Source organism: Streptomyces sp. CBMA123 (assembly GCF_014596465.1).
Classification (GTDB): Bacteria; Actinomycetota; Actinomycetes; order Streptomycetales; family Streptomycetaceae; genus Kitasatospora.
Map to the genome: position 1 here is coordinate 1 of NZ_MECK01000112.1, position 26,920 is coordinate 26,920.

Annotated in this window: 29 protein-coding genes and 1 tRNA gene; 17 read left to right on the forward strand and 13 right to left on the reverse strand. The window is 72.7% G+C overall.

Features of this window, described 5'->3' with window-relative positions; translation table 11 throughout:
* Nucleotides 1–199 precede the first annotated feature (199 nt).
* Nucleotides 200–1,735 (reverse strand): MFS transporter, encoded by a 1,536-nt coding sequence (locus BG452_RS15225; protein WP_317621053.1) that lies wholly within the window; start codon nucleotides 1,733–1,735, stop codon nucleotides 200–202.
* Between the two features lie 316 nt (nucleotides 1,736–2,051).
* On the opposite strand from BG452_RS15225, the gene BG452_RS15230 reads away from it, so the two are divergent.
* Nucleotides 2,052–2,831: a TetR/AcrR family transcriptional regulator gene (locus BG452_RS15230; protein WP_188304828.1), complete on the forward strand. Its 780-nt coding sequence runs from the start codon at nucleotides 2,052–2,054 to the stop codon at nucleotides 2,829–2,831.
* Between the two features lie 21 nt (nucleotides 2,832–2,852).
* On the opposite strand, the gene BG452_RS15235 is transcribed toward BG452_RS15230, so the two are convergent.
* Complete coding sequence (locus BG452_RS15235) at nucleotides 2,853–3,653, reverse strand: isocitrate lyase/phosphoenolpyruvate mutase family protein (RefSeq protein ID WP_223242246.1); 801 nt, start codon at nucleotides 3,651–3,653, stop codon at nucleotides 2,853–2,855.
* Nucleotides 3,650–4,996 (reverse strand): hypothetical protein, encoded by a 1,347-nt coding sequence (locus BG452_RS45610; RefSeq protein ID WP_223242247.1) that lies wholly within the window; start codon nucleotides 4,994–4,996, stop codon nucleotides 3,650–3,652. The genes BG452_RS15235 and BG452_RS45610 overlap by 4 nt, the downstream gene beginning before the upstream one ends.
* 64 nt (nucleotides 4,997–5,060) lie before the next feature.
* Here BG452_RS45610 and BG452_RS15245 point away from each other — a divergent pair, with 64 nt between their 5' ends.
* Nucleotides 5,061–5,822 (forward strand): ArsR/SmtB family transcription factor, encoded by a 762-nt coding sequence (locus BG452_RS15245; protein ID WP_223242248.1) that lies wholly within the window; start codon nucleotides 5,061–5,063, stop codon nucleotides 5,820–5,822.
* A 35-nt stretch (nucleotides 5,823–5,857) separates the two neighbouring features.
* Here the strand turns inward: BG452_RS15245 and BG452_RS15250 are convergent, their stop codons facing one another.
* The 4 genes from BG452_RS15250 to BG452_RS15265 form a co-directional block, all read right to left on the reverse strand.
* Nucleotides 5,858–6,346: a DinB family protein gene (locus tag BG452_RS15250; RefSeq protein ID WP_188304830.1), complete on the reverse strand. Its 489-nt coding sequence runs from the start codon at nucleotides 6,344–6,346 to the stop codon at nucleotides 5,858–5,860.
* Entirely contained in the window at nucleotides 6,346–7,143 is a 798-nt protein-coding gene (locus BG452_RS15255; RefSeq protein WP_188304831.1) for a VOC family protein, read from the reverse strand. Before BG452_RS15255 ends, BG452_RS15250 begins: the two co-directional genes overlap by 1 nt.
* Before the next feature lie 168 nt (nucleotides 7,144–7,311).
* The gene (locus BG452_RS15260) at nucleotides 7,312–9,723 is read right to left on the reverse strand and encodes a terpene synthase family protein (protein WP_188304832.1); all 2,412 of its coding nucleotides are present in this window, start codon (nucleotides 9,721–9,723) and stop codon (nucleotides 7,312–7,314) included.
* A 196-nt stretch (nucleotides 9,724–9,919) separates the two neighbouring features.
* Nucleotides 9,920–10,267 (reverse strand): DoxX family protein, encoded by a 348-nt coding sequence (locus tag BG452_RS15265; RefSeq protein WP_188304833.1) that lies wholly within the window; start codon nucleotides 10,265–10,267, stop codon nucleotides 9,920–9,922.
* Nucleotides 10,268–10,563: 296 nt separating this feature from the next.
* Between BG452_RS15265 and BG452_RS15270 the strand changes: the two genes are divergently transcribed.
* Complete coding sequence (locus tag BG452_RS15270) at nucleotides 10,564–11,205, forward strand: HhH-GPD-type base excision DNA repair protein (RefSeq protein ID WP_188304834.1); 642 nt, start codon at nucleotides 10,564–10,566, stop codon at nucleotides 11,203–11,205.
* Nucleotides 11,206–11,300: 95 nt separating this feature from the next.
* A complete protein-coding gene (locus BG452_RS15275) occupies nucleotides 11,301–11,585 on the forward strand; it encodes a DUF2087 domain-containing protein (RefSeq protein WP_188304835.1) in 285 nt (94 codons plus the stop codon).
* Here the strand turns inward: BG452_RS15275 and BG452_RS15280 are convergent.
* Nucleotides 11,558–11,779, reverse strand: coding sequence for a KTSC domain-containing protein (locus BG452_RS15280; RefSeq protein ID WP_188304836.1), 222 nt, complete (start codon nucleotides 11,777–11,779; stop codon nucleotides 11,558–11,560). The genes BG452_RS15275 and BG452_RS15280 overlap by 28 nt on opposite strands.
* Nucleotides 11,780–11,850: 71 nt before the next feature.
* Entirely contained in the window at nucleotides 11,851–13,341 is a 1,491-nt protein-coding gene (locus BG452_RS15285; protein ID WP_188304837.1) for an MFS transporter, read from the reverse strand.
* Between the two features lie 94 nt (nucleotides 13,342–13,435).
* Here BG452_RS15285 and BG452_RS15290 point away from each other — a divergent pair, with 94 nt between their 5' ends.
* A complete protein-coding gene (locus BG452_RS15290) occupies nucleotides 13,436–14,401 on the forward strand; it encodes a helix-turn-helix transcriptional regulator (protein WP_188304838.1) in 966 nt (321 codons plus the stop codon).
* A gap of 140 nt (nucleotides 14,402–14,541) precedes the next feature.
* Here the strand turns inward: BG452_RS15290 and BG452_RS15295 are convergent, their stop codons facing one another.
* Nucleotides 14,542–15,060 (reverse strand): YbhB/YbcL family Raf kinase inhibitor-like protein, encoded by a 519-nt coding sequence (locus tag BG452_RS15295; RefSeq protein ID WP_188304839.1) that lies wholly within the window; start codon nucleotides 15,058–15,060, stop codon nucleotides 14,542–14,544.
* 82 nt (nucleotides 15,061–15,142) lie between these two features.
* Between BG452_RS15295 and BG452_RS15300 the strand changes: the two genes are divergently transcribed.
* Both BG452_RS15300 and BG452_RS15305 read left to right on the forward strand, forming a co-directional pair.
* Complete coding sequence (locus tag BG452_RS15300; protein ID WP_188304840.1) at nucleotides 15,143–15,826, forward strand: rhomboid family intramembrane serine protease; 684 nt, start codon at nucleotides 15,143–15,145, stop codon at nucleotides 15,824–15,826.
* A gap of 150 nt (nucleotides 15,827–15,976) precedes the next feature.
* Nucleotides 15,977–17,143, forward strand: a complete 1,167-nt coding sequence (locus BG452_RS15305; protein ID WP_188304841.1) for a hypothetical protein — start codon at nucleotides 15,977–15,979, stop codon at nucleotides 17,141–17,143.
* Nucleotides 17,144–17,222: 79 nt separating this feature from the next.
* Here BG452_RS15305 and BG452_RS15310 read toward each other — a convergent pair whose 3' ends face one another.
* Nucleotides 17,223–18,788 (reverse strand): helicase HerA-like domain-containing protein, encoded by a 1,566-nt coding sequence (locus BG452_RS15310; RefSeq protein ID WP_188304842.1) that lies wholly within the window; start codon nucleotides 18,786–18,788, stop codon nucleotides 17,223–17,225.
* Nucleotides 18,789–18,969: 181 nt separating this feature from the next.
* Here BG452_RS15310 and BG452_RS15315 point away from each other — a divergent pair, with 181 nt between their 5' ends.
* Nucleotides 18,970–19,266, forward strand: coding sequence for a type II toxin-antitoxin system VapB family antitoxin (locus tag BG452_RS15315; protein WP_030273186.1), 297 nt, complete (start codon nucleotides 18,970–18,972; stop codon nucleotides 19,264–19,266).
* 251 nt (nucleotides 19,267–19,517) lie between these two features.
* Nucleotides 19,518–20,189 carry a LytR C-terminal domain-containing protein gene (locus BG452_RS15320; protein WP_223242253.1) on the forward strand — a complete coding sequence of 224 codons (672 nt, stop codon included), beginning with the start codon at nucleotides 19,518–19,520 and terminating at the stop codon, nucleotides 20,187–20,189.
* Nucleotides 20,190–20,276: 87 nt separating this feature from the next.
* Here BG452_RS15320 and upp read toward each other — a convergent pair whose 3' ends face one another.
* Complete coding sequence (upp, locus tag BG452_RS15325; protein WP_188304844.1) at nucleotides 20,277–20,912, reverse strand: uracil phosphoribosyltransferase; 636 nt, start codon at nucleotides 20,910–20,912, stop codon at nucleotides 20,277–20,279.
* 162 nt (nucleotides 20,913–21,074) lie between these two features.
* On the opposite strand from upp, the gene BG452_RS15330 reads away from it, so the two are divergent.
* The 8 genes from BG452_RS15330 to BG452_RS15365 all read left to right on the forward strand — a co-directional run bounded on the left by BG452_RS15330 (nucleotide 21,075) and on the right by BG452_RS15365 (nucleotide 25,979).
* Nucleotides 21,075–21,311: a hypothetical protein gene (locus BG452_RS15330; RefSeq protein ID WP_188304845.1), complete on the forward strand. Its 237-nt coding sequence runs from the start codon at nucleotides 21,075–21,077 to the stop codon at nucleotides 21,309–21,311.
* 280 nt (nucleotides 21,312–21,591) lie between these two features.
* Nucleotides 21,592–22,149 (forward strand): tRNA adenosine deaminase-associated protein, encoded by a 558-nt coding sequence (locus BG452_RS15335; protein ID WP_188304846.1) that lies wholly within the window; start codon nucleotides 21,592–21,594, stop codon nucleotides 22,147–22,149.
* Nucleotides 22,150–22,199: 50 nt separating this feature from the next.
* On the forward strand, nucleotides 22,200–22,763 hold the full coding sequence (gene tadA, locus BG452_RS15340) for a tRNA adenosine(34) deaminase TadA (protein WP_188304847.1): 564 nt from the start codon (nucleotides 22,200–22,202) through the stop codon (nucleotides 22,761–22,763).
* Between the two features lie 30 nt (nucleotides 22,764–22,793).
* A tRNA-Ser gene (locus tag BG452_RS15345) sits at nucleotides 22,794–22,883 on the forward strand.
* Between the two features lie 444 nt (nucleotides 22,884–23,327).
* Entirely contained in the window at nucleotides 23,328–23,492 is a 165-nt protein-coding gene (locus tag BG452_RS15350) for a hypothetical protein (protein WP_188304848.1), read from the forward strand.
* A gap of 13 nt (nucleotides 23,493–23,505) precedes the next feature.
* Nucleotides 23,506–23,799 carry a Dabb family protein gene (locus tag BG452_RS15355; RefSeq protein WP_188304849.1) on the forward strand — a complete coding sequence of 98 codons (294 nt, stop codon included), beginning with the start codon at nucleotides 23,506–23,508 and terminating at the stop codon, nucleotides 23,797–23,799.
* A gap of 358 nt (nucleotides 23,800–24,157) precedes the next feature.
* Complete coding sequence (locus BG452_RS15360) at nucleotides 24,158–24,913, forward strand: RNA polymerase sigma factor SigF (RefSeq protein WP_411292954.1); 756 nt, start codon at nucleotides 24,158–24,160, stop codon at nucleotides 24,911–24,913.
* Between the two features lie 145 nt (nucleotides 24,914–25,058).
* Nucleotides 25,059–25,979 (forward strand): RNA polymerase sigma factor SigF, encoded by a 921-nt coding sequence (locus BG452_RS15365; protein WP_188304850.1) that lies wholly within the window; start codon nucleotides 25,059–25,061, stop codon nucleotides 25,977–25,979.
* 18 nt (nucleotides 25,980–25,997) lie between these two features.
* Here the strand turns inward: BG452_RS15365 and BG452_RS15370 are convergent, their stop codons facing one another.
* Complete coding sequence (locus BG452_RS15370; protein ID WP_188304851.1) at nucleotides 25,998–26,885, reverse strand: tyrosine-protein phosphatase; 888 nt, start codon at nucleotides 26,883–26,885, stop codon at nucleotides 25,998–26,000.
* Nucleotides 26,886–26,920 lie beyond the last annotated feature (35 nt).

Here is a 26,920-nt window from a genome sequence, read left to right on the forward strand (position 1 = left end):
CCGCCCATCGCCAGGTCGACGTTGAGGTTGACGACGGTCTGGTTCTTGGCCGTGTCCAGGCCGTAGGGGCGGGTCTGGGCCATCGCCAGGATCTTGCCGGTGCCGGGCTCGACCATGCTCGCGGCGGGGGGGGCGGGGGGGGGGGCCGGCGGGGGGGCGGGGGCGGCCGGTCAGGGGGGCCGGCCGCTTCGGAGCGGGCTCAGACGACCGCCTCGACGGCGGGCTCGACGGGCTCCGCGGCGGCCTCGACGGGCTCCGCACCGGCCTCGGCAGCCGGCGTGCCCCGCATCAGCACCAGGGTGAGCACCGCGGCCACCAGGACGGCGATCCCGCCGACCGTGAAGGTGGTGGAGGTGGCGGTGTTGAAGGCCTCCCGGGCGGCCCGGGCCAGGGCGCCGTTGCCGGCGGAGAGGGCGAGCGCGTCGGTGATGGCGTGCCGGGCAGGGGCGGGGGCGTCGGTGGGCATCGCGCCGGTGTAGGTGCTGGAGAGCACGGTGCCGAGGATGGCCACGCCGAGGGCGGCGCCGGACTGCTGGATGGTGTCGTTGAGGGCGGAGCCGACGCCGGCGTGCTCGCCGGGGATGGCGCCCATCAGGGCGTTGGCGGCGGCGGGCATGCCCAGGCCGGAGCCGATGCCGAGCACCAGCATGGCGAGGGCGACCTTGCCGAAGCCGTCGCCGACGGAGAGAGTGGCCAGCAGTCCGAAGCCGCCGGCGATGATCACCATGCCGACCGAGGTGAGCACCCGGGCCGGGAGCTTCTTGCCGAGCGCGGCGCCGATCACGTTGAAGGCGAGCGAGGCGATGGCCAGCGGGATGAAGGCCAGGCCGGTGTCGGTGGGCGAGAACTCCAGCACGAACTGCAGGTACTGGGTGAGCACCAGCATCAGGCCGCCGGTGGCGAAGGTGAGCAGGACGAGGGAGAAGCTGGCGCCGGTGAAGACCCGGTTGCGGAACAGCTTGAGCGGGACCATCGGCGAGTCGGTGCGGACCTGACGGATGCCGAAGCCGGTCAGCGCGGCGACCGCGAGGGCCATCGCGCCGAGGGTGTTGACGTGGGCGAAACCGTCCCGCGGCAGCACGATGATCGACCAGACCAGGGCGGTCATGCCGACCATGGAGAGCAGCATGCCGGGCAGGTCGGGCTTGCGCCACGGGCCCTTGGACTCCGGCATCAGCACGACCGCCGCGACGATGGCCACGGCCGCGACCGGCACGTTGAGCAGGAACACCGCGCCCCACCAGAAGTGGGCGATCAGCGCGCCGCCCAGCACCGGGCCGCCGACCAGGCCGATCATGGCCACCGCGCTCCAGGCGGCGATCGCCTTGGGCCGCTCCTCGTCGTCGAAGACGGTGATCAGGATGGACAGGGTGCTCGGCATGACCAGGGCACCGCCGACGCCCATCAGCACGCGGCCGGCGATCAGTTCACCGGGGCTGGAGGCGACCGCCGCGACCAGTGAGGCGGCGCCGAACAGCGCCAGCCCGATGATCATCACTTTTCGCCGTCCGAACCGGTCGGAGAGGCTTCCCGAGGTCAGCAGCAGTCCGGCGAAGACCAGGATGTACGAGTCGATGATCCACTGGATGTCCTGCGCCCCGGCCTTGAGGTCCTCCGCGATCGGCGGGATGGACACCGTGAGCACCATGTTGTCGATCACCAGCACCAGGCTGCTGAGGCAGAGCACGACCAGGATGAGCCAGCGACGCGGGTGACGATCCGTCTGACGGTCCACCACGTTCCCCCTTCGGTTCGGCGCGTCGGCCGCAGCCCGCGCACGTCCTCGCGTCGGCGGCAGGCCGCGCGGAAGTCCTCATGGCGCACACCGTTCGCCCGTCCCTGACCGAACGGTGTGCGCTACGCCGAACACTGTACGGACACCGAACACTGTTCGCAAGACCGCACGATGTACGGATGGCCGCACAACGTACGGGCCGCCGTACGGCGTCCGGATGGTCGTACGGTGTGCGGACAGCCGTACGGTGTGCGGCGCCGGGGCCTATGCTGGACGGACCGCACCCGACCAGGGGGCATGTGGAATGGAGGGCCTGATGACGGCCACGTCGGAGGACGACACCCCGCCGGAGCACCGGACCGACGCCCAGCCGGACTTCCCGTCGCCGTGGAACCGTCCGCAGAAACGGCGGACCCAGCCCGCCCTCAGTCGCGAGCAGATCGTCGCCGAGGCCTTCGCCCTGCTGGACTCCGACGGCATCGAGGCGCTGAGCATGCGCAAGCTCGGCGCCCGCCTCAACGCCGGCGCCACCTCGCTCTACACCCACGTCGCCAACAAGGACGAGCTGCTCGCCCTGGTCGTCGACCATGTCTTCGGCGAACTCCCGCTCGCCCGGGCCGAGGGCGCCGAGGACCCGAAGGTCTGGCGCGCGGCCATCGTCGAGTGCACCGAGGGGATGCGCGCGGCCATCGTGCGCCACCCGTGGATGGTCTCGGTGATCGGCGACGTCGGAATGGTCTACCTCGGCCCCAACTGGATGCGGCTCTCCGAGGCCCTGCTGGTCCTGATGGAGACGGCCGGCTTCGACCTCGGCGAGGCCAGCGACGTGATGAGCGTCGTCACGGGCTACACCATCGGCACCGCCACCGTGGAGGCCGCCTGGCTGAGCGCGCTGACCAAGAGCGGCCAGGGTGAGCAGGAGTTCATGGACCGGCTGCTGCCCGCCGTCGTCGACGCCACCCGGCCGTACCCGCGACTGCACCGGCTGTACACCACCGAGGTGCCGGGGGAGATCGAGGCCGGCCGGGACAGCAGCTTCCGCCGCGGCCTCGACGTCATCCTGGACGGCATCGAGGCGAGGCGCTCCACGTCCTGAACCACCGCCCTCGACCAGCCGTCAACTCCCGCTCAGTGCCTGGACCTCGGCGTAGCCGGGCACCGGCCCGACCGGCCCGCCCGAGGCCACCGCGGCGGCCGTCGCCACCGCCGCCGCCAGCGCCGAGCGGTACAGCAGCGAGCCCAGGCTGACCCGGGCCACCCCGAGCGCGGCCAGCTCGGCGAGGCCCGGACCGGTCGGCGTCCAGAGGATGTTGAGCGGGAGGGGCGACCGTCCGGCCAGCCGGGCGATCGCCGCCGGCTCGCTCAGCCCGGGAACGAACGCGCCGTCCGCCCCCGCCTCCCGATAGGCCGCCAGCCGCCGGTCGGTCTCCGGCTCGGGGTCCCCGCACCCGCACCCGCACCAGTAGGTGTCGGTACGGGCGTTGACGAACAGCTCCGGGACGGCGGCCTTCACCGCCGCGACCTTCGCCGCGTGCGCCCCGGACGGCGCCAGCGTGCCGTCCGGCCGGCCGTCCTCCAGGTTGATTCCGACCGCCCCGGCCCGCGCCAACTCAACGGCCAGCGAGGCGACTTCGGCCGGGTCGTCACTGAACCCGGACTCCACGTCCACGCTCAGCAGGAAGCCGTCCCGGCCCAGCCGGCGGGCCAGCCGGACGGTCTCCGCCCGGGTGGCGGCGGCGCCGTCGGGCAGTCCGGCGGCGGCCGCCACGCCCAGGCTGGTGGTGCCGATCGCGGGGTGCCCGGCAGCGGCGAGGGCGGCGGCCGAGGCGTGGTCCCAGGCGTTCGGGAGCAGCAGCGGTCGGCCGGGGCGGTGGTGCAGGGCGGTGAACGCGGTCATCGGGGCGGGGGTGGTGGTCATCGCGGCTGCTCCTTGCTCGTGGCGGGGCCCACCGAGTCCTTGCTCGTGGCGGGGCCCACCGAGTCCTTGCTCGTGGTGGGGCCCACCGAGTCCGCGTAGTAGGCGGCGGTCCTGGCGAGGTGGCAGACGATCTGCCGGAAGCTCCAGCCCGCCCCCGGCGAGTCGTCCAGCTGCCACTCCGGCAGCGCGGCCACCCGCTGGGCCCAGATCCGCCCGAGCCGGGTGAGCCGGCTGCGGGTCTCGTCCAGGTCGGCGGCGGTGAACGGTACGAGGTCGGCCGGGGTGGTGACGTTGGAGGCGTGCCAGTGGTCGGCAGCGGCGGGTTCGCCGGCCAGGCGGGCCTCCACCTCGGCCAGATGGTCGAGGAGGTGGTCGGCGACCCGGCGCACCACCTTGTGCGGGGTGTAGGTCCGGTCGTCGGCGTTGACCACCGGGCGCCCGTCCCAGTCCGTCCAGGTGTCCGCCAGGGCGAGCACGTGCGCGATCGTCTCCGGGATCAGGGCGGCGAGTCCGGCCTGGTCGAGGTGGGTCTCGGCGGGCGGCACGGAGGTGTCCGACGGGTCGGAGGAGCCGTACAGGATGCCCTCGGCGATCACCATCGCCTGCGCGCGGCCCGGGCAGAGCCGGGGCGGAGCGCCGAAGGCCGGCGGCTCACGGTCAGGGCCCCGGGCGGCGTCGAGGTCGAGCAGCACGTGCGCCCCGGCGGGCACCGCGACCCCGCCGACCACCGTCGCCCGGGCCGCGAACCGGCGCATCACCCGGACCGGCGGATCGTCCCGCAGGGCGCCGGCCAGGCCGTCGGGGTGCCGCCGGGCGTGCTCGACGAGGGTGGCGGTGGCGTCGCAGGCCTGCACCAGCAGGCCGATCCGGTTCGCCGCCGTCTCCGCGTCCTCGTCGCCCATGGCGGGCAGCAGCCGGGCCACCGCCGCATCCGCCTCCGGGTCGCCCGGGGCCGGGCCGTCCAGGGCCGACTCGGCCGGGGCCGGCTCGAAGTACGCCCGGGCCACCGCCTTCACGTCCCGCGCGACGGCCGCCGGATCGGCCAGGCCGAGCATCGTCGCCAGCACCCGTACCACCCGCAGCCGGACGTCCGGCTGGTAGCCGCCCGCGGCCAGGATCCGCAGCTTGACCAGGTCCAGCCGGTCCAGGTCGGCCAGCACCAGCGCCCGGCGCCGGGCGTGCGGCTCGCCCGCGCTGAACCGGGCGACGGTGGCCCGCAGCCAGGCCACCGTGCCGTACGGGCCGGGCGTGGCCGGCGGTGGGACGAGGGCCGGGTCGGCCAGGGCCGCGGTCACGTCCTGGTCGTGGGAGAAGGTCAGTCCTCGGGGCGTCGGATCGCTCATGCCGCCATCGTGGCCCCGGGTCGTTTCGGTCCCGGCCGAACCGTGCCGGGGCGACGATGGGGGCATGCCCGACCTTGGACGCACGCCAGTGGACCACCGGGGCTCGCCGCTCGCCGCCCTCGCCGCGCTGCTCGCCGACCCCACCCGCGCCGCCTTCTGCTCCGCCCTGCTGGACGGCCGGGCCTGGACGGCGGGCGAGCTGGCCCGGTCGGCGGGCGTCGCGCCGTCGACGGCCAGCGAGCACCTGTCCCGGCTGATCGCGGGCGGGCTGCTGACCGAGGAGCGGCAGGGGCGGCACCGGTACGTCCGGCTGGCCTCCCCCGCCGTCGCGACGCTGATCGAGGACCTGACGGTCTTCGCCGAGGCCGCGGCCGGAGCCATCGGACATTCCTCGGGTGAATCCGCCCGGCCAGGCCCCCGCACCCTCCGCGAGGCCACCCGGCAGAGCGCCGAGGCCCGCGCCCGCACCTGCTACGACCACCTGGCCGGCCGCCTCGGCGTGGCCGTCGCCGACGCCCTGCTCGACCGCGGCCTGGTCACCGACCGGGCCGGGCTCGCCATCACCCGACGCGGCCACGCCTGGCTGGCCGCGCAGGTCATCGAACTGCCGCCGCGCTCCGGCCGCCCGGGCGCGCGCCCGGTGGTGCGCAGCTGCCTGGACTGGACGGAGCGCCGCAGTCACCTCGGCGGCGCGCTGGGCGCCGCGCTCTGCCGGGCCGCGCTGGACCGCGCCTGGGTCGAGCGGATCGGCTCCGGCCGGGCCCTGCGGGTCACCCCGGACGGCGGCCGGGCGCTGCGCGAGCTGCTCGGCGTCGAGGTGCCCTGAGCCCCTTCGGGGCACCCGCCGCTCACCCCATCGACTCACCCCATCGACTTCGCCCCGTCCAGCGCCTCCCGGATGATGTCGGCGTGCCCGGCGTGCTGCGCGGTCTCCGCGATCAGGTGCAGCAGCACCCGCCGGGCCGACCAGCTCGCCCCCGGCTCGAACCAGGGCGCCGACGGCAGCGGGTGGGCGAGGTCGAGGTCGGGCAGGCTCCGGACCAGCTCGTCCGTGCCGCGCGCCACCGCCTCGTACCGGGCGAGCAGGCCGGCCAGGGTCTCGCCGTCCGCCATCCGGAACTGCGCCGCCCAGTCCCCGTCGTCCCCGCCGCGCATCGCCTCCGCGCCGCCAGTGATGAACCGCGCCCAGCGCGCCTCGACCGCCGCCACGTGCTTGACCAGCCCGCCCAGGCACAGCTCGCTCGCCGTGGTGCGCCGGGCCGCCTGCTCGTCACCGAGGTCCCGGACGGTGCGGCGCAGCAGCCCGCGGTGCTTGTCCAGCGTCTCGACGAGCTCCTCGCGCTCGCCCATCAGACGTCCGTCGTCGGCGGCCGCGCGCCCACCGTCCGGCCGAGGTCGATCAGCCCGAAGGCCGCGCCCTGCTGGTCACCGACGGCGGCGAACCGCCCGAACGGGCTGTCCATCGGCCCGAAGTACACCGTGCCGCCCTGCTTCCTCAGCCGTTCGATCGCGGCGTCGGCGTCGTCCACGGCGAAGTAGACGCTCACGTACGAGGGCGCCTCGGGCGGCAGGAAGTCGCCCTCCGCGCCCATCCGGCCCAGCACCGGCTCGCCGCCGACCAGGAACATCCGGTAGTCGAACTGCTCGGAGTCCATCTTCCGCACGCCGTACGGGAAGACCGCCGGGAAGAAGGTGTCGGCTTTCGCGGGCTCGCGGGTGACGATCTCGGCCCAGCTGTACGCGCCGGGCGCGACCTGCTTCTCGAAGCCCTCGTGGACCCCGCCCTGCCAGACGCCGAACGCCACCCCGCCCGGGTCCCTGGCGATCACCATGGTGCCGAAGTCACCGACCTGCATCGGGCCCATCACCACCTCCCCGCCGTTGGTGCGGATCCGCTCGGCGGTCGCGGCCGCGTCCGGCGAGGCCAGGTAGAGGCACCAGGCGGACTGCGCCTCGGTCCCCGGCATCGGCGGCACGATCGCGGCCACCGCCTTGCCGTCCGAGTACGCCTGGGTGTAGTTGCCGTACTCCGACGAGCTCTCGCCGAAGGTCCAGCCGAGGACGTCGCCGTAGAAGGCCTTGGCGCCCTCCAGGTCGGTGAACATCGCGTCGGCCCAACAGGGTGTGCCCTCAGGTAGCGCAGCCATCTCTCAGCCCTCGTGTCCGGCGGTGCGGGCGCGCGCCGGAAGGCGCGCGCGGCCCCCGACTCGCCAGCCTAGCCACGACGCGGCGCACCCGCGCGGGCTGAACCGCGCGGGTGCGCCCGGGTCCGGAGACGCCCGGGTCCGGGAACGCCCGGGTCCGGAGACGCCCGGTCAGTGCGCCGGGACGGCGCCGGTCCCCGGCGGGCGCAGCGAGGTGGTGCCCAGGCCGGTCGGACCGGTCGGCACCGCGGCCGTCCCGGCGCCCCCAGCCGTCCCCGCCGTTTCGACCGCCGCCGTTTCGACCGCCGCCGACGCCCGCGCCAGGACCGCGCCCGCGAGGTCCCGCCCGGCGCCGAAGTGCCGCTCCAGGTCCGCCGTGCGGTACCGGCGGCACTCCCGGTGCCAGTTCAGCACGCCCGCGAGCCAGTTCTCCAGCTCCACCACGTACCCGTCGAGCAGCTCCCGGGCGTCCGCCGTCAGCCCGAAGTCCTCGTACAGCACCGGGAGTTCCTTCTGCGCGACGTGCTGGAACTGCTCCAGCCGCGAGTGCATCAGGTCGTCGACGATCCGGACCGCCGACGGGTAGTCGCAGTCGAAGAAGTTCTGCACCACCAGCACGATGTTGTGCAGCTCGCCCTCGTACTCGACCTCCTTCTGGTACGAGAAAAGGTCGTTGATCATGCAGCCGTAGTCCATCGCCGAGTTCTCCAGCGCGCGCATCGAGCCGTGCCGGTAGACCTCCTCCGGTACGGTCCGGCCGTGGCCGAGGCGGGCGAGCAGCGTGGTGAGCTCGGAGCCGAAGGTGGAGCGGCGCATCTCCAGGTAGTCCACCGGGTCCGGGACGCGGTTCTGGATCTGGTTGGCGAGCTCCCAGATCCAGCTCGCCGTCATCACCTCGATGGCCTCCCGCAGCCGGCCCCGGGCCTCGACGCTCATCGGGCCGGCGGTGCGTTCCCAGATGTCGGCGAGGGAACGCTCCAGCGGGTGGGCGGACTCGGGCGCGGGGGTGCCGTCCAGCGGCATGAACAGCGGCAGCCGCGCGTTGGCGGCCTTGGCGCCGGCCAGGTCGCGGGTGCGGCCGAAGACCACCGGGTAGTAGTCGTCGGCCCAGGTGCCCCAGGCCAACCAGGCCGAGGCGATGTCGAGTTGCTCGGCGGTGGCGTCCGGGTGGAGGCCGGCCGCGCAGAGCGCGAGGTCGTAGTCGCGCATCGACTCGGCGTCCCAGAGCCCGGATCCGGGCACGTCGGGGTGGGCGGCGTCCAGCAGGCCGACCCGCTGGGCCCACTCGACCACCCGCTCCCGCGCGCCGTCCAGGTGCGGGCTCAGGGTGAGCGCGAACGGCAGCCGGAACTCGGGCAGCCAGGACGGCCCGACGGGCTGGAACGGCACGTGCCCGTGGGCGCGCGCCCGCCGCACGGCCGGCGCGCCGGCGTTCGCGCCGCCCTTGCGCAGGATGTCCAGCGCCGAGGTCCCGATCCCGTTGATCGCGTACTGGTCCCACCAGTTGCCCGCCCCGGACAGCCCCGGCAACCCCGGCAGCCCCGCACCGCCCGTGCCCGGCGGCACCGCGCCCGCCGAACCCGCCGCCGTGCCACCGCCGTTCATGTACCGGCTGGACCGCATGTGCCACTCGTGCCCGCCGGACTGCCAGTCCTGCAGCCCCTTCACATACGCCGTCACCCGAGCCCGGCCTGCCGGATCGATCCCGAACTCCTCGAACAGCACCGGCAGTTCGGTGAACACGGTGTTCTCGAACTGCTGCAGCCGCGAGGTGAGCAGGTCGTTGACCGCCTCGGCGGCCTCCTGGGTGGAGCACTCCAGGAAACGCTCCAACACCAGGATGCCGTTGCTCAGTTCACCCTCGTCCTCGACCTCGCGCTGGTACGAGAAGATGTCGTTGCGCAGGTGCACGGCGTCGGAGAAGGCGTCCATCAGCACCCGCAGCGCCCGCGAACCGGACACCTCCTTCGGCACCTCGGCCCCGGCCGCGTACTCCACCAGCTGCGCGGACCACGGCGCACCACCCACCTTGCGCCGCATCTCGATGTACTCGACCGGATTGGCGACCCTCCCCGCGTCGATGTTGGCGAGCTCCCACAGCGACTCGTCCAGCAGGTTCCGGGTGCTCTGCGCGAACCGGATCCGCCAGTCCTCCCCCATCGCCGGCACCGTGCGCCGCCACAGGTCGGCCAGCCCCGCCTCGACCGGGTTCTCCGGCTCGGGCACCGGCGCGGCCGGATCGGCGGGCATGAACAGCGGCAGCCGGTCCAGGTGCGCCTTGCCGGCCACCCGGTCGTTGGTGCGCTTGTACATGTCCAGGAAGTGGTCGTCGAAGAAGAACACCCACACGTACCAGTCGGTGACCAGCGACAACGCCTCGGCGGAGGCATCGGGGTGGGTGTAGGCGCAGAGCAGCCCGTAGTCATGGGCGTCCAGATCGGCCTGGTCCCAGATCCCCGACCCCTCCAACATCCCCATCTCCCGGGCCCAGACCGAGGAATGGGCCCGGGCCTCCTCCAGATGCGGATTGAGCCGCGCCGGGTGTGGCACGTAGAAGGACGGCAGTTCGAACGGCTGGGTCACGGCGGGCTGGCCTTTCTGGACGCGTCGTCGGGGATCAAGAATGACCCGCCACGCACCCCTCACATCGCCACAACACCAACAGTCATATGAGATGACCCCACCCGCTCGAACCCCCGCCCGAACCCCGGGAGCCCACCCTCAACCCGCCCATCGAGGACCGGACTTCTCCGGCGACGGGGGCCGGCGGTGGGTTCCGTCAGGCCGCGAGGCCCAGGGCGAGGGAGGCGGCGGCCGGGGCCAGGTAGATCAGCGGGAAGGGGATGTGGGCGTAGGCGCGGGCGCGGGCGACGGTGATCACGGCGCCGAGGAAGTAGAGGATGATGCCGACGGCGGCCGCGTAGCCGATGGCCGGGACGGCGAGGCCGGCCAGCAGGCCGAGGGCGCCGGCGGCCTTGGCGACGCCGAGCCAGGTCCACCATGCGCGCGGGACGCCGTACTCGGCGAGGGGCCCCACGACGTAGTCGGCGCCGGCGAAGACGGAGTACGCCGAGAAGCCGACCATGAGGGCGCCGAGGACGGTGACGACGATGTGGGCGACGGACATTGGAGTGCTCCCGTTCGGTGGCTGGTCGAGTCGGTCCGGTCGGTCCGTTCCGGTCGGATCCGGTCGGACACAGCACTGACCCGGCGCACGCGCCGAATGTGACCACCGCGGACAAAAATGTTTCCGCGACACCTCCGGGAAACCCCCAACAACCGCTCCGCCAACGAACAAAGCAGCTCTGGCAAGGGTTGGAACACCAAGACTTCCCCAGCTCCGGGCGTGTTGACGGCGTCCGTCCACTCCGCGTCATCCAGACTGGGCGCCGACCGACGTCAACTCCGAGGAGGGCACACCTCATGAACGTCACCGTCCGGCTCGCCCAGCAGCCCGAGGCCGACGAACTGCTCGGACGGAGCGCGCTCGCCGCACTCGTCGGCATGCTCCTCGACCAACAGGTGCCGATGGAATGGGCGTTCACCGGCCCGCTGACCATCGCCCAGCGCCTCGGTCGCAAGGACCTCGACGCCCACGAGATCGCCACCTACAGCCCGGAGGAGTTCGTCGCCCTGCTCTCCGCCAAGCCGGCCGTCCACCGCTACCCGGCCGCGATGGCCAAGCGGGTGCAGCAGCTGTGCCAGTTCCTCGTCGCGCAGTACGAGGGCGACGCCGCCGCCCTGTGGAAGGACGCCCGCACCGGCAAGGAACTGCTCAGCCGCCTCAACGCCCTTCCCGGCTTCGGCAAGCAGAAGTCGCAGATCTTCCTGGCGCTGCTCGGCAAGCAGTACGGGGTGCGGCCGGAGGGCTGGCGCGAGGCGGCCGGCGCGTACGGCGAGGAGGGCGCGCACCGCTCGGTCGCCGACATCACCGGCCCCGACTCCCTCATCCTGGTACGGGAGTTCAAGCAGGAGATGAAGCGCGCGGCGAAGGAGGCCAAGGCCGCCGCCAAGCCCCGCACCACCACTCGCACCGTCACCGCGGGCCTCACCGGCGCCCGTTGATCCGACCCGCGGCACCCGCCGGGCGGCCCCGATGGACCCCACCCGCCCCCGAAAACCGATTGCCGCACCCCGCCCCACCCGGCGACGCTTCCGGTATGACCGCACCCACCCCCGCCGCCCGCAGCGTGGCCGGCCTGTTCTCCCCCGACGGCCGCCTGATCACCGTCCCGCGCAAGGCGGCCCGACGGGAGCAGCTGCTGGCCCACCTCGCGGAAACCCTGTTCGAGCCCGGGCGCGGCTACACCGAGGCCGAGGTCAACGACGCCCTGCGCACCGTGCACGACGACGCCCCGGCCCTGCGCCGCGACCTGGTCGAGGCCGGGCACCTGGCCCGGACCAGGGACGGCAGCGACTACCGGCGGGCCGGCACCGCCGAGTAGGCGTACCGCCCCCGGACCGACCGGAGGAAGTACCGCCCGTGGCTCCGCGCCGCGAGCAACTCCCGGTGCACCCGGGCCGGTACGTCCGCGTACCGGTACACCCGCCCGCCGGTGAACTCCAGCTCCAGCACCCGCGCCCGCGGGTCGTACCCGACCGAGCGCAGCACCGAGGAGTCCACCGCCGTACGGTCCATGACCCTCCCAGTGTGCGGCGGGGGCCCCGGTCGCGCAGTGCGACCGGGGCCCCCGACCTGGGGAACGGCTCTCAGACCAGCACGGGCTGCTGCTCCTCCGCCTGCCCCGGAACGGCCGGGGCGCCGTCCTCGACCGCCACCCCGCGCTTGCGCGGCAGCGCGAACATCAGCAGGAACACCGCCAGCAGCACCCCGGCGACCCACCACATCGCGTGCACGAACGCCCCGCCGAAGGCCGTCCCCAGCTTGTCCGGCGCGACCACGTCGTCCATCGCCCCGAAGAAGGCGACCGACACCAGCCCGAGCCCGAGCGCGTTGCCGATCTGCTGCACGGTGTTGATCAGCCCCGAGGCCGAGCCGGCGTGCCGGCGCGGCACCTCGGACAGCACCGCGTCGGTGATCGGCGCGACGATCAGCCCCATCCCGAGGCCCATCACGACCAGCGGCAGCGCCATCTGCCAGGGCGCGATGGCCGTCCCGTACCGGTCGGCCTCCCAGATGTAGGTGAGCACGCCCGCCGCCATCACCAGCGCGCCCGTCTGGAGCACCTTGCGCCCGAACCGCGGCACCAGCTTCTGCACCGAGAGCCCGGCCGCCGTGGAGACGGCGAGCGAGAACGGTATGCCGGTGCTGCCGGCCTTGAGCGGGCTCCAGCCGAGCCCGACCTGCATGTAGAGGGTCCAGACCAGGAAGAAGATTCCGAGCGCGACGCCGAAGGCCAGCTGCACGCAGATCCCGGCGGCGAAGCTCTTCACCCGGAACAGCGACAGTTCGACCAGCGGGGAGCCGTCCCGCCGCGTCTTGGCCTTCTCGTACGCCACAAACAGCAGGAACACCGGGAGGCTGCCGGCCATCGACAGGTAGCCCCAGAGCGGCCAGCCGGCCTCCCGGCCGTGGGTCAGCGGGTAGATCAGCATCAGCAGGCCGAGGCTGGCCAGGAGCACGCCGACCAGGTCGAGCTTGAGCGCGTGCTCGGCCTTGGACTCATCGATGAAGCGGCGGCCGAGGAGCAGGCCGGCGATGCCGACGGGCAGGTTGATCAGGAAGATCGGCCGCCATTCGAGGCCGAGCAGGTTCCACTCGGTGAGCAGCGCACCGATCATCGGACCGGACACCGCGCCCAGTCCGACCACCGCGCCGAACATCCCGAAGACCTTGCCGCGCTCCTCGGCCGGGAAGGTCGCGTGGATGATCGACAGCACCTGCGGCACCATGAGGGCCGCCGTCAGGCCCTGGACGATCCGCATCGCGACCAGCATCTCCGGGCCGGAGGCCAGCCCGCACAGCGCCGAGGCGAGCGTGAAGCCGCCGATCCCGATCAGGAACAGCCGCTTGCGGCCGTGGATGTCGCCCAGCCGGCCGCCGGTGATCAGCCCGACCGCGAAGGCCAGCGCGTAGCCGCCGGTGACCCACTGGATCGCACTGAAGGACGCACCGGTGTCCTGCTGGATGCTGGGGATGGCGATGTTGACGATGGTCACGTCCACCAGGTCCATGAAGGAGGCGACCATCACGATCGCCAGCGCGATCCACCTCCGCCGGTCGGCTCCTGCCGTACTCATTCCGCTCTCCTCGCTCGTCCGCTTCTCCACGCGGAGAACGGTACGGGCGATATAGGTCAGGAGCTGTCCCAGTTCGTCCGGCATGCTGGACGGCATGACCGACACCCCGGCCCGGCTGCTCAACCTGCTGTCCCTGCTGCAGACCCCGCGCGAGTGGCCCGGCAGCGAACTCGCCGAACGGCTCGGCGTCAGCCCCCGCACCATCCGCCGCGACATCGACCGGCTGCGCGACCTCGGCTACCCGGTGCAGGCCACCATGGGCGCGGACGGCGGCTACCGGCTGGTCGCGGGCACCGCGATGCCGCCGCTGCTGCTGGACGACGAGGAGGCGGTGGCCATCGCGGTCGGCCTGCGAGCGGCCGCCGGGCACGCCGTGGTCGGCATCGAGGAGGCCTCGGTACGGGCCCTCGGCAAACTGCTCCAGGTGCTGCCGAGCCGGCTGCGGCACCGGGTCGGCACCCTCAACAAGGCCACCGTGCCCCTGCTCACCGGGGACGGCCCGACCGTCGACCCGGAGGCCCTGACCCTGCTCGCCGGCGCCGTCACCAACCACGAACGCCTGCGCTTCGCCTACCGGGACCGCGACGGCGCCGAGACCCGGCGCAACGTCGAACCCGAACGCCTCGTCTCCACCGGCCGCCGCTGGTACCTGATCGGCTACGACCTGGACCGGGACGACTGGCGGCTCTTCCGGGTCGACCGGATCGCCGACCCGTTCGCCACCGGTGCCCGCTTCACCCCGCGCCCGCTCCCCGCCGAGGACGCCGCCGTCTTCGTGGCCAACCGGCTGCGCCGCTCACCGACCCGCTCCATGGTGGCCACCGTCCACCGCCCCGCCGCCGAGGTCGACGGCTGGATGCCCTGGACCGGGGACTACGAGATCGAGCCGATCGACGACCACAGCTGCCGGCTGCGCGCCCGCGCGGAGTCCCTGAAGTGGATGGCGGCCGGACTGCTGATGCTGGACTGCGACTTCGAGGTGCACGAGCCCCCGGAGCTGCGCGCCCACCTGCGCGCGATAGCGGCGAGGGCCGAACACGCCGCGGAAAGCGGGAGTTAGGCCCTCGCCCGCATGCTCAGGGCATTGCTCAGGGCATTGCTCAGGGCATTGCTCAGGGCGCTGCCCAGCGCTTTTGCCCAGCGCTTTTGCCCAGCGCTTTTGCTCTGGGCTTTCGCTCAGGGCTTTGTTCAGCGCTTTGCTCAGACCCCGTACTCGCCGGTCAGCAGCGCCCGCCCCAGGGTGTGGAAGGTCAGGTGGAATCCCACCTGGGCCGCCGGGGTGTCGGCGGTGACGTCGAGCTTCTCGACGTCCAGCGCGTGCACCGCGAACACGTAGCGGTGCGGGGCGCCGGGCGGCGGGGCGGCGCCGTCGTACTTGTTGCCGGGGAAGTCGGTGCGCCCGTGGAAGGAGGCCGCGCCGGGCAGGCTGTCGTCCGAGGAACCGGCGCCGCGCGGCAGTTCGACGGTGTCGGCGGGCAGGTTGAGGGCGAGCCAGTGCCACCAGCCGGAGCCGGTCGGCGCGTCCGGGTCGTAGCAGGTGACGGCGATGCTCCTGGTGCCCTCCGGCAGGCCCGACCAGGCCAGCTGCGGCGAGAGGTTGCCGCCCGCGTGGATGAACTCCCGGTCCAGCGTGGCACCTTCGGTGAAGTCCTGGCTGCTCAGCGGGAAGGACGGCACCTGCGGCAGGAACTCGTACGGCAGCGGCGGACGAACACTCATGGGTGCACCTCTCACGGTCGGGATGACACCGGTCACTGTAATGGGGTGCACGTCCGATCCGGGCGCCCCTACAGTCGACGTCATGGTCTCGAAACTCGCCCAGTTGTTCTCGGATTCCCGCCGCGCGCTGTTCACCATGCTCGGGATCCAGGCCGTCATCTGGTCCGTACAGGTGCTGAACTGGCTGGACGACTACGACCTGTCCAGGGAGTTCGGCCTGCGCTCGGAGCAGGTCGGCGACCTGCCCGAGATGTTCACCATGCCGTTCCTGCACTTCAGTTGGGACCACATCCTGTCCAACTCCTGGCCGCTGTTCGTGCTCGGCTTCCTGGCCGCCTACCGGGGCATGCGGAAGTTCCTGCTGGCCAGCCTGGTGATCACGGTCTCCGGCGGACTCACGGTCTGGCTGCTGGAGAGCCCGAACACGGTGACGGCCGGGGCGAGCGGCATGGTCTACGGCTACCTCGGCTACGTGGTGCTGCGCGGGGTCCTCGACCGCAACGTGCTGGACGCGGTCGTCGGCCTCGGCGTCGCCGCGGTCTACTGGACCACCCTGATCGGCATCCTGCCGATCGCCCACGGCGTCAGCTGGCTGGGCCACCTCGGCGGGCTGATCGGCGGGCTGGCCGCCGCCGTCCTGCTCCGCGACCAGGCGCAGCCGAAGCCCGCGCCCGCCACCCCCGCCGGGGCGCCCGCCGGCATCGCGCCCTCGCCCGGCAGCCCCAACGCCGCCCTGCTCAAGGAGCTCGACGACCTGGGCCTCTAGCCCATCCGGACGGCCCTTCCGAACGGCCCTTCCGGACGGCCTATCCGAACGGCCCGTCCGAATGGCCTTCCGAACCAGCCAGGTATAGACCATTCCCACCCCTGCGGCTAGCGTGAACGACGCACCTGCCCCCAGCTCCGGAGCCGCACCGTGGAGTCGTCCGTCCTCGCCTTCGCCACCGACCTGCTCGACGAGGGCGCCGACACCTTCTTCGGCAACCTCACCGACCGGGCCGGCGTCGGCGGCGTCACCCTGGCCTCCGTCTACCACGAGGCCCGCGACGTCTTCCCGCACAACCCCCGCCGGGTGATCCGCTACCTGGAGCCCGGCGCCGCCTACTTCCGCCCGGACCGGGCCCGTTGGCGGGGCCGCCGGCTGGCGCCCGTGCCGTCCACCGCGATCGGCGACCGCGACCCCTTCGCCGAGGCCGCCGCCGAGGCCGGCCGCCGGGGCCTGAAGCTGCACGCCTGGACGGTCTTCTGCCACAACGACCGGCTCGGCTTCGCCCACCCGGACTGCGCCCCGGCGAACGCCTTCGGCGACCGCCACCTCACCGAGCTCTGCCCGGCCCACCCGGAGGTCCGCGAGTACGCGCTGACCCTGGTCCAGGAACTCGCCCGGTACGGCGTGGACGCGATCCGCGCCGAGTCCCTGCACTTCCACGGCCTGCGCCACGGCTACCACCACGAGCGCTACTTCGAGGAGCTGGGCCCGACCGCCGAGGCCCTGCTCGGCGTCTGCTTCTGTCCGCACTGCCGCGCCGCCGCCACCCGCGCGGGCGTCCCCGCCGAGCGGGTCGCCGAGGCGGTACGGAGCGAACTGCGCCGCCGCCTGGCCGACGAGAGCGCCGCCGCCGAGCCGGCCGACCTGAGCGCCCTCGCCGACGGCGCCTTCGCCGCCTACGTGGACGCCTCCGCCGCCACCGTCACCACGCTCGCCGCCGAGCTCACCGAGCAGGCCCGCCGGCACGGCATGCGGCTGAGCTTCATGGACGGCGGCGGCCCCGGCAAGGGCTGGCTGTCCGGCATCGACCTGCCCGCCCTCGCACGGGCCACCGACCAGATCGAGACCCTCGGCTACGCGAGGACCCCGGAGGCCGTCCGGGAGAAACTCGCCGCCTTCGCTCTGCACGGCGTCCGCCCGGAGCGGATGGCGGTGATCCTGCGCCCGATGGCCTCGGACTGCGACGGCCCGGAGAACCTCGCCGCCAAGATCGCCGCCCTGCGCGAACTCGGCGTCCCCGAGGTCGAGTTCTACAACTACGGCCTGATGCGGCTGTCCTCGCTGGACCGGATCGGCGCCGCACTCGCCGGCTGACAGCCCGCCGTCTGAAGGCTCACCGGCCGATAGCCCGCCGACGGAAAGCTCACCGACCGGTAGCTCACCGCCCGAGGGTTCACCGCCGCCGCTTGGACGTCCCGAACAGGCTGCGCGAGATCTCCTGCCCGAGCTGCTTCCCGGCCGAGCGGGCGAAGGACTTCACGGTCGGGTTGCTGAGCAGCGAGCCCAGCAGCCCGCCCGCCCCCGTCGGCTCCTCCCGCCGCGGCGCGGGCTCACGCGGGGCGGGCTCACGCGGGGCGGGCTCGACCGGTGCCGGCTCCGGCCGGGGTGCCCGGGCCGCCAGCTTCTCGTACGCGGACTCCCGGTCGATCGCGTCCCGGTAGCGCGCCGTCAGCGGCGAGGCGTCCACCACCGCCCGCAGCGCTCCCTCCTCGATCGGCCCCATCAGCGACTGCGGCGCCCGCAGCCTGGTGGCCGCGACCGGTGTCGGCGCGCCCTTCTCGGAGAGCACGGTGACCACGGCCTCGCCGGTCCCCAGCGAGGTGAGCACCGTGCCGAGGTCGTAGGAGGAGCGGGGGAAGGTCGAGACGGTGGCCTTGAGCGCCTTGGCGTCGTCCGGGGTGAAGGCGCGCAGCGCGTGCTGCACCCGGTTGCCCAGCTGGGCGAGCACCTCGGCCGGGACGTCCTTCGGCGTCTGGGTCACGAAGAAGATGCCGATGCCCTTGGAGCGGATCAGCCGTACGGTCTGGGTGATCGCCTCCAGGAAGGCCTTGGAGCCGCCCTTGAACAGCAGGTGCGCCTCGTCGAAGAAGAACACCAGCTTGGGCCGGTCCAGGTCGCCGACCTCCGGCAGTTCCTGGTACAGGTCGGCGAGCAGCCACATCAGGAAGGTGGAGAACAGTCGCGGCCGGTCCTGCACGGCGGGCAGTTCCAGCACCGAGACCAGGCCCTGCCCGTCCGTCGTGGTGCGCAGCAGTTCGGCGGTGTCGAACTCGGGTTCGCCGAAGAACGCCCCGGCGCCCTCGTTCTCCAGCACGGTGAGCGCCCGCAGGATCACCCCGGCGGTGGCCGCGGAGAGGCCGCCGATGGTGCGCAGTTCCTCCTTGCCCTCGGGTGAGGTGAGGTGGCCGATGACGGCGGTGAGGTCCTTGAGGTCGTAGAGCTCCAGGCCCTGGCGGTCGGCGTAGTGGAACACCAGGCTGAGCGAGGACTCCTGGGTCTCGTTCAGGTCCAGCACCTTGGCGAGCAGCAGCGGGCCGAAGCTGGTGACGGTGGCCCGGATCGGGATGCCGGTGCCCTGCCCGCCGAGCGAGTAGAACTCGGCCGGGCAGCCCCGGGGCGTCCACTCCTGCCCGACCTCGGCGGCCCGGGCGGTGGTGCGGTCGCCCGGCGCACCGGGCGCGGCGATGCCGGAGACGTCGCCCTTGATGTCGGCGAGGAACACCGGCACGCCCTGGGCGGAGAGCTGTTCGGCGATCAGCTGGAGGGTCTTGGTCTTCCCGGTGCCGGTGGCCCCGGCGACCAGCCCGTGCCGGTTGAGCACCCCGAGCGGGATGCGCACCTGCGCGTCGGGGTACGCGGTGCCGTCCAGCAGCACCGCGCCGAGGTCGAGCGCGGGCCCGGTGAAGGCGTACCCGTCGGCGATCTCCCGGACGGCCGGCGGGGTGGTGGCGGAAGGCATCGGGGCACGCTCCTGGGCGGGATCGGCGGACGGGAGCTGGTCCTGAACCCGGCCGGGCCCAGGCGATGTTCACGACATTTCCCATCAAACAGCCGCAATCGCCCTCCCGCAGCTCGCACCCGTGCGCGTGGCGGCGCCGCGGCTGCTGCGCCGCGCGCCGTCCGAACGGTAGGCTTTCCGTGTGATCTTCAAGCGCATCGGCAATGGGCGGCCGTACCCGGATCACGGCCGGACGAGCACCCGTCAGTGGGCTGACGTCGCCCCACGCCCGGTGCGGCTCGACCAGCTGGTGACCACCAAGGGCCAACTCGACCTGGAAACCCTGTTGGCCGAGGACTCGACCTTCTACGGGGACCTCTTCGCCCACGTGGTGAAGTGGCACGGCGACCTCTACCTGGAGGACGGGCTGCACCGGGCCGTACGGGCCGCGCTGCAGCAGCGCCAGGTACTGCACGCCCGTGTCCTCGAAATGGACTGACGGCCGCACCCCGGCTCCCAGGACCGCCCCCTCGCCACCCGGCGGAGGGCGGTCCGCGCGTACCCGGATACCTCCTTTCGGGTACCGGGGTACTCCAGATGATGATCGTTTAGTACCTTCACAGCTGTCCGGCACTACGCTGCTGACTACGGCCGCGACCAGGGGATCCGCCCCCACCTGAGGGCGTCTCCTACCCGGCCCACCCCGTCATCCCGACCCGCCCTGGCACGAGGGGGAGACAGACCGTGAGCATGTTGACTCCCCAAGGCCTCAAGGGGAAGCAGTACCGCGTCACCGGCAACGCCTATCCGCGGCTGGGCCGGCCCCCGAAGAAGAGTCGCAAGGTGATCGCCGCACTCGCGGCGCTGCTCGCCCTGGCCCTGATCGGCCTCGGCGGCGTACAGCTGTACGACATCTTCCGCGGCAAGGACAGGAACGCCGCCGCCCAGGCCTGCGCCGCCCCGTCCGGCAAGCCGCTCGCGGCCCCGACCGCCGGCGCCACCCCGGGCGCCCCCGCGGCCTCCGGCGCGCCGGTCGACCCGCACGCCGTCCCGCAGCCCTCCGCCGTCACGGTGAACGTCTACAACGCCACCACCAAGGCCGGCCTGGCCGGCCGGACCGCCGACGAGCTCAAGAAGCGCGGCTTCACCATCGGCAAGGTCGGCAACGCGCCCGCCGAGCTGGACAAGAAGGTGCCCGGCACCGCCCAGGTGATCGCCGGCCCGACCGGCGTCGCCGCCGGCACCCTGGTGAGCTCCCAGATCGCCGGGGCCACCGTCACCGCCGACGCCCGCGCCGACACCACCGTGGACTTCGTGATCGGCGACAGCTACAACGCCCTGCTGGACGAGACCCAGGCGGCCGCGGCCCTCGCCCTGGCCATCAAGCCCTCCCCCACCCCGAGCGCCACCGGCAGCTGCTAGGTGTACTGACCATGCAGGACGAGGAGAGCCCCCGGCAGACGCAGTGCCGGGGGCTCTCGGACGTTCGGAGTCGTGCGGGAAGGGTGGTCAGCCGGCCGTGCCGTACAGCCGGTCGCCCGCGTCGCCCAGGCCGGGGACGATGTAGCCGTTCTCGTTCAGCCGCTCGTCGAGGGCGGCGGTGACCACGGTGACCGGCAGGCCGGCCAGCTCCCGCTGCACCACCTCGACGCCCTCGGGCGCGGCCAGCAGCACCACGGCGGTGACGTCGGTGGCACCGCGCTCGATCAGCATCCTGATCGCGGCGACCAGGGTGCCGCCGGTGGCCAGCATCGGGTCGAGCACGTAGACCTGGCGGCCGGAGAGGTCGTCGGGCATCCGGGTGGCGTACGTGGAGGCCTCCAGGGTCTCCTCGTTGCGCACCATGCCGAGGAAGCCGACCTCGGCGGTCGGCAGCAGACGGGTCATCCCGTCCAGCATGCCGAGGCCGGCCCGCAGGATCGGGACGACCAGCGGACGCGGGTAGCTGAGCCGGGTGCCGAGCGTGACCGCCACGGGCGTGGTGATCTCCACCTCGTCGGTGCGGACGTCCCGGGTGGCCTCGTAGGCGAGGAGGGTCACCAGCTCGTCGGTCAGGCGACGGAAGGTCGGCGAGTCGGTGCGCTCGTCGCGCAGGGTGGAGAGCTTGTGGGCGACCAGGGGGTGGTCGACGACGTGGAGACGCATGTACCGAGGTTAGCCCGGTCCTGGACGCCTGTACGACACGCCGTGCCAGGCCGCCCACCGGCCGCGGTCACCTTTTCGTGACACGCCGTGACGCACGCCGGATGTCCGGACGGAACCGGCTCCTGTGGTATCAACCCGGCCGTTCGGGGAATGTCACGTCTTATGACGAGCAACCCGAAGGCCGGGGATGGCTCGGCGGACGACCCCGCCGGCGCGGCGGGCCTTCGCGCCGGCCCGCCGCAGGACCCCCCGGAGACCGAGTCGGAGCGCCGCAGGCGGCGGGCCGTCTTCCTGCGCGAGCTCGCCGAAGCCCGTGAACTGAGGGAGCGGGTACAGCCCCGACGGACCAAGGAACGGCGGATGCGCGAAGCGATGCGGATGCGAACCTTCCGGATCTGACACCGCTCCGCCGGCCGCGCCGAGACCCCGTCGCGACCCGGCCGCCCCTCCTCCGGGCGTTCGGAACAAAATTCGACCGGCGTCGGACGGTCCCGCCCGGGTTCCGCCCGCCGCCACCCGGCCCTTCCGACACGACCTGCAAAGACGCGCTGCCGAACACCCCCCGCGAGGGCGGGCTTTCTGTCACGATTCCGATGGGACGGTCCGAACAAGCGGATCGCCTCTGGCGCGGGGGCGGCCAGATTTCCGCGTTGCCCGAACGCGCCGACAGCCGAGACCGATGATCTTGGGAGTGTCCCTGGTGGCGTACTTCGCTGCAGTGCTTGCTCGCACCGAGGACGGGTGGGATGTGAGCGAGACGGAGCTCGACGACGTCGAAACCCTGGCCGATCTGACCGATCTGGCCCGCGGCTCCGCACAGGACGACGACAGCGTCCTGATCTTCATCGAACAGGAGGATTCCTGGTTCGCCATCCTCCGGGTGGACGGTGAGGACGACCCGCGGATCTTCGTGTCGGACGGCGCCGCCGCGGCCCGCAGCTCCTACGGCTCCGTCCTCACCGACGAGCTGGTCGACCAGGCCGGCGAGAGCGAGTTCGGCGACCTGGACCACCTGCTGGACGAGGAGTCGGAGACCGAGGCGCGGGACGACGAGGACGCGGACGCCCGCGACGGCGTCCCGGTCGGCCCGCTCGGCGACGCCCACCTGCTCACCGAGTTCGGCCTGGCCGCCGACGAACTGCTCGGTCTCAGCGGCGAGGGCGCGGTGCCGGGCGACGCCCTGGAGGAGATCGCCGAGGCCCTGGGCTGCGGCGAGGTCCTGGAGTCGGTCCGGTAACGGCCCCGGTCGCACCGGTGTCCACCACCGGATGCCCGACACTGGATGCCATGCAGCCCGCATCCACCCCGCTGACCGTCCCGTACGTCCCCCCGCTGCCCGCCCCCGTCCGCCCCGACCCGGTCCGCGACCGCTGGGCGGCGCCGATGCGCCTCGCCATCGCCGAGGCCGCCCTGGCGCCGGCCACCGGGGACGTCCCGGTCGGGGCGCTCGTCCTGGGCCCGGACGGCAAGGTGATCGGACGCGGCCACAACGAGCGCGAGGCGGTCGGCGACCCGACCGCGCACGCCGAGGTGGTCGCGATCCGGCAGGCCGCCGACCGGCTCGGGGAGTGGCGGCTCAGCGGCTGCACCCTGGTGGTGACCCTGGAGCCCTGCACGATGTGCGCCGGAGCCATCGTGCTGTCCCGGATCGACCGGGTGGTCTACGGCGCCCTCGACGAGAAGGCCGGCGCGGCCGGCTCGCTCTTCGACGTGATGCGCGACCGCCGGCTCAACCACCGGCCCGAGGTGATCTGGGGCGTCCTCGCCGAGGAGTGCGGCGAGCAGCTGCGCGCATTCTTCGACACCCACCGCCGAGGCCCCGGCGACGGCCCTTCGATACGGATTTCGTGACCGTGCCACCCGTCCGGTAGAGTTCCCCTCGGTAGCGTGTCCGAGCGGCCAAAGGAGCACGCCTCGAAAGCGTGTGTGGGGGCAACTCCACCGTGGGTTCGAATCCCACCGCTACCGCCAGAAAGCCCGAGGGCCCGTCCGATCCGGACGGGCCCTCGGCGTTTCCGCGCCCCCTCGAACACGGAAAGGGCCCCGTACTCCGGGCTGATGACCACCATGGCCCGGCTCGTACGGAGCCTTGGAGGGGGAGCGGCTCGGGGGGACTGACCGCTCCCCCGGCGGAGTCCCACAACCGGCGCCGCGAGGGGGGTAGCCGCGACCACCGGTCCCACAGCGGGGGCTCCGGATCCACACGCCGGGGATTCCTGCCAGATCCTCGGCACGTCAACCATCCTGCCGTCCGGGCCGCGCCGGGACATCCGGAGAAAGGCCCCACTCGCGGGGACCTTCGTCCCGCCGGGCGAACGCGCCGCACACTTGATAGCCCGTCCGGTGGATAAGCTGCCCTGCAGGGCCGCTCGGGGACCCGGATGACGGCGGCCCACCGCAGGGAGGAAGGTCACGATGGCGCAGGCGAAGAAGATCGGCATGGCCCTCCTGCTCATCTTCGTGCTCTACTCGATCATCACCTCGCCGGCCCGGTCCGCCGAACTCGTCCAGCTGGGTTTCGAGGGCATCTCGAACGCGGCCAAGGCGGTCGGCACCTTCATGACCGGTCTGATCAAGTAAGGAGCGGCACATCGTGATCCGCCACCTGGTCCTGTTCAAGCTCAACGAGGGCGTCGCCAAGGACGAGCAGCGCGTGCTGTCCGGTGCCAAGGCGTTCGCCGAGCTCGGCTCGCTGATCCCCGAGCTGCGCGAGTGGGAGTGCGGCTGGAACACCACCGAGCGCGACATCGCGTACGACTACGCGATCAACAGCCTGGTCGAGGACGGCACGGCCCTCCAGGCGTACCTGACCCACCCCGCGCACCAGGCCGCGGCCGGCCAGTGGCGCGAGTTCGCGACCTGGGTGATCGCCGACATCGAGGTCTGACCCCGCCGCCGTCCCCCGGACGGCCCGCGCCCGCCCCGTCCGGTCCCCGGACGGGGCGTCTTGGTCTGCCCCGGAACAATCCTTGCGGCGCCTCGCCGGCGGGACCGGCCAAGCCCGGGCACCCCACCAACACACCTCCACCGGGTGCTTGCCCGACCTGTGCCCACCTTGTGATGCTATGACCGGTTTTGCCGGACATGGCGAGGTGCGAACCAGCCGCGACACCCGATCCGCAGGGCCCACCATTGTTGAATTTGGGAGGGGTGACGTGTCCGTGGACGACGTGTTGGCTGCGATCATCAGCCCGGCCGGTGAGCTCCGTCCGGACGGGCTTCGCGGCCCCGGCGGCCGCCCCGTCATGGACGTCCGGACACTCACCCGGGTGCTGTTCGAACGACTCTCCGAGCTGCCGCCGGACGCCCCCGAACGGGAGCGGGTCCGGGCCGCCCTGATCGAGGTGAACATCCCGCTGGTCCGCTACGCGGCCACCCGCTTCCGCAGCCGCAGCGAGCCGATGGAGGACGTCGTCCAGGTCGGCACCATCGGTCTGATCAACGCGATCGACCGCTTCGACCCGACCCGGGGCGTCCAGTTCCCCACCTACGCGCTGCCGACCATCCTGGGCGAGATCAAGCGCTACTTCCGGGACAACGTCCGCACCATGCACGTCCCGCGCCGGCTCCAGGAGCTGTGGGTCCAGGTCAGCGGCGCCATGGAGGAGCTGACGGTGCAGCACGGGCGGACCCCCAAGGTGCCCGAGATCGCCGCCAGCCTGCGGATCCCGGAGGAGGACGTCCGGGCCTGCCTGGACGCCGGGCGCGCCTACAACGCCGCCTCCCTGGAGGCCGCCCAGGAGCACGAGGGCGGGCTCGCCCTGCTGGACCGGCTCGGCTACGAGGACGCCGCACTGGCCGAGGTCGAGCACCGCGACATGGTCCGCCACCTGCTGGTCCAACTCCCCGAGCGGGAGCGGCGGATCGTGATGCTGCGGTTCTTCGCCAACCTCACCCAGTCGCAGATCAGCACCGAACTGGGGATGTCCCAGATGCACGTCTCCCGGCTGCTCTCCCGGATCCTGACCAGGCTTCGGACCGGCAACTCCTGGGAAGAGTGAGATTGCAGCGCGTTACTCCGACGTGACATCTTGCGACGTTCGGGTTTGCCGAGGACCGTGTTCCGGTATGGAGGGGGTTGGGCCCCTGCCGGGAACCTCCGTGCGACGGCCCCCGTTCAACTGTCAGTCACAAGGGGGTGGGTGCATGTCCGGAGAGCTGGGCACTGCGGAGATCCACGCTGGTCAGGCCAAGGGTACGGCGGTCGCCGAGGACCGGATCCCGCTCCAGCGGGCCACGTCTCTCGAAAGGCCCGGCGCCGGGGCGCCCGGCCCGGTGACGTCCACCCAGGCGCCGCCCGGCGCCGGGCTGGACACCCGGACGCTCTCCCGCTCGCTGTTCCTGCGGCTGGCCGCACTGGAAGCGGGCAGCGAGGAGCACACCTACGTCCGGGACACCCTGATCGAGCTCAACCTGCCGCTGGTCCGGTACGCCTCGGCGCGTTTCCGCAGCCGCAACGAGCCGATGGAGGACATCGTCCAGGTCGGCACGATCGGGCTGATCAAGGCGATCGACCGCTTCGACCCGGAACGCGGGGTGGAGTTCCCCACCTTCGCGATGCCCACCGTGGTCGGCGAGATCAAGCGCTTCTTCCGGGACACCAGTTGGTCGGTCCGGGTGCCACGGCGGCTGCAGGAGCTGCGGCTGGCGCTCACCAAGGCCGGGGACGAACTGTCCCAGCGGCTGGACCGCTCCCCCACCGTCGCCGAGTTGGCCGCCTGCCTCGGAGTCAGCGAGGAGGACGTGGTCGAGGGCCTCGCGGTGGGCAACGCCTACACCGCCAGCTCGCTGGACTCCAGCCCCGGCGAGGAGGACAGCGAGGGGCCGCTGGCCGAACGGCTCGGCTACGAGGACCTCGCGCTGGAGGGCGTGGAGTACCGGGAGTCGCTCAAGCCGCTGCTGGCCAAGCTGCCGCCGCGCGAGCGCCGGATCATCATGCTGCGGTTCTTCGGCAACCTCACCCAGTCGCAGATCGGCGAGGAGATCGGCATCTCCCAGATGCACGTCTCCCGGCTGCTCACCCGGACGCTCACCCAGCTCCGCGCGGGGCTGATCAGCGAGGGCTGACCGCCGCCACCGTCCGGCTCAACTGCCGCCGTCTTCCAGGAGGTTGGCGCGCAGCCCGGCCAGCACGTCCGCGTCCAGCCCGAGCCCCTCCCGCCAGAACGCGTCGAAGCCGCTCCAGCCGGCCTCGACCTCCGCGAAGGCCGCGTCCAGGTAGCCGCGGTCGGCCCGGAAGACCGGCAGGAGGAGCTCGGGCTCGCGCATCAGGCCGCGGCCGCCGAAGTCGGCCAGCACCCGCTCGACCACCGCGGCGGAGCGCGCATTGGTGAGCAGGTAGTCGGCGAGCACCGTCTCGCGGTCCACGCCCAGTGCGGTCAGCACGAGCGCCGCCGCCCAGCCGGTGCGGTCCTTGCCCGCCGAGCAGTGGAACAGCAGCGGCACGCCGTCCGGGGCGGCGAGCAGCCGCAGCAGGGCGGCGAAGCGCTCGCGGGCCGCCGGGTCGGTGACGAACCAGCGGTAGAGCCCGGTCATCATGGCGGCCGCCCGGCCGTCGCCGAGCACGGCGCGCTGCTTGTCCGGGCTGCGGTCGGCGAGGGCTCCGCGCAGCGTCAGGTGGATGTCGAAGTCCGTTGCCAGCAGCGGGAGATGATGGACGGCAACGCCGTCCGGCAGCCGGTCCGGACCGGCCTCGCGGACCTCCTCGGGGCCGCGCAGGTCGACCACCGCGCGCAGTCCGAGCGCGCCCAGCGGGCCGAGGTCCTCGGCGGTGACATGGTTCAGGCCATCACTGCGCAGGGCCGCTCCACGGCGGACCGCGGCCCCCTCGACCGTCCGATAGCCGCCCAGATCCCGGGCGTTGACCGCACCGCGCAGGCCCAGACTACGGCCGACCAGGACCGTTCCGTCCGGTTCCGGGAGCGCATTCCGTACGTTCCCGATTCGCTCGGATGCGATCTGACGATCAGCCACCAGAGGCCTCCATTGCATATTCGGACTGTCACATG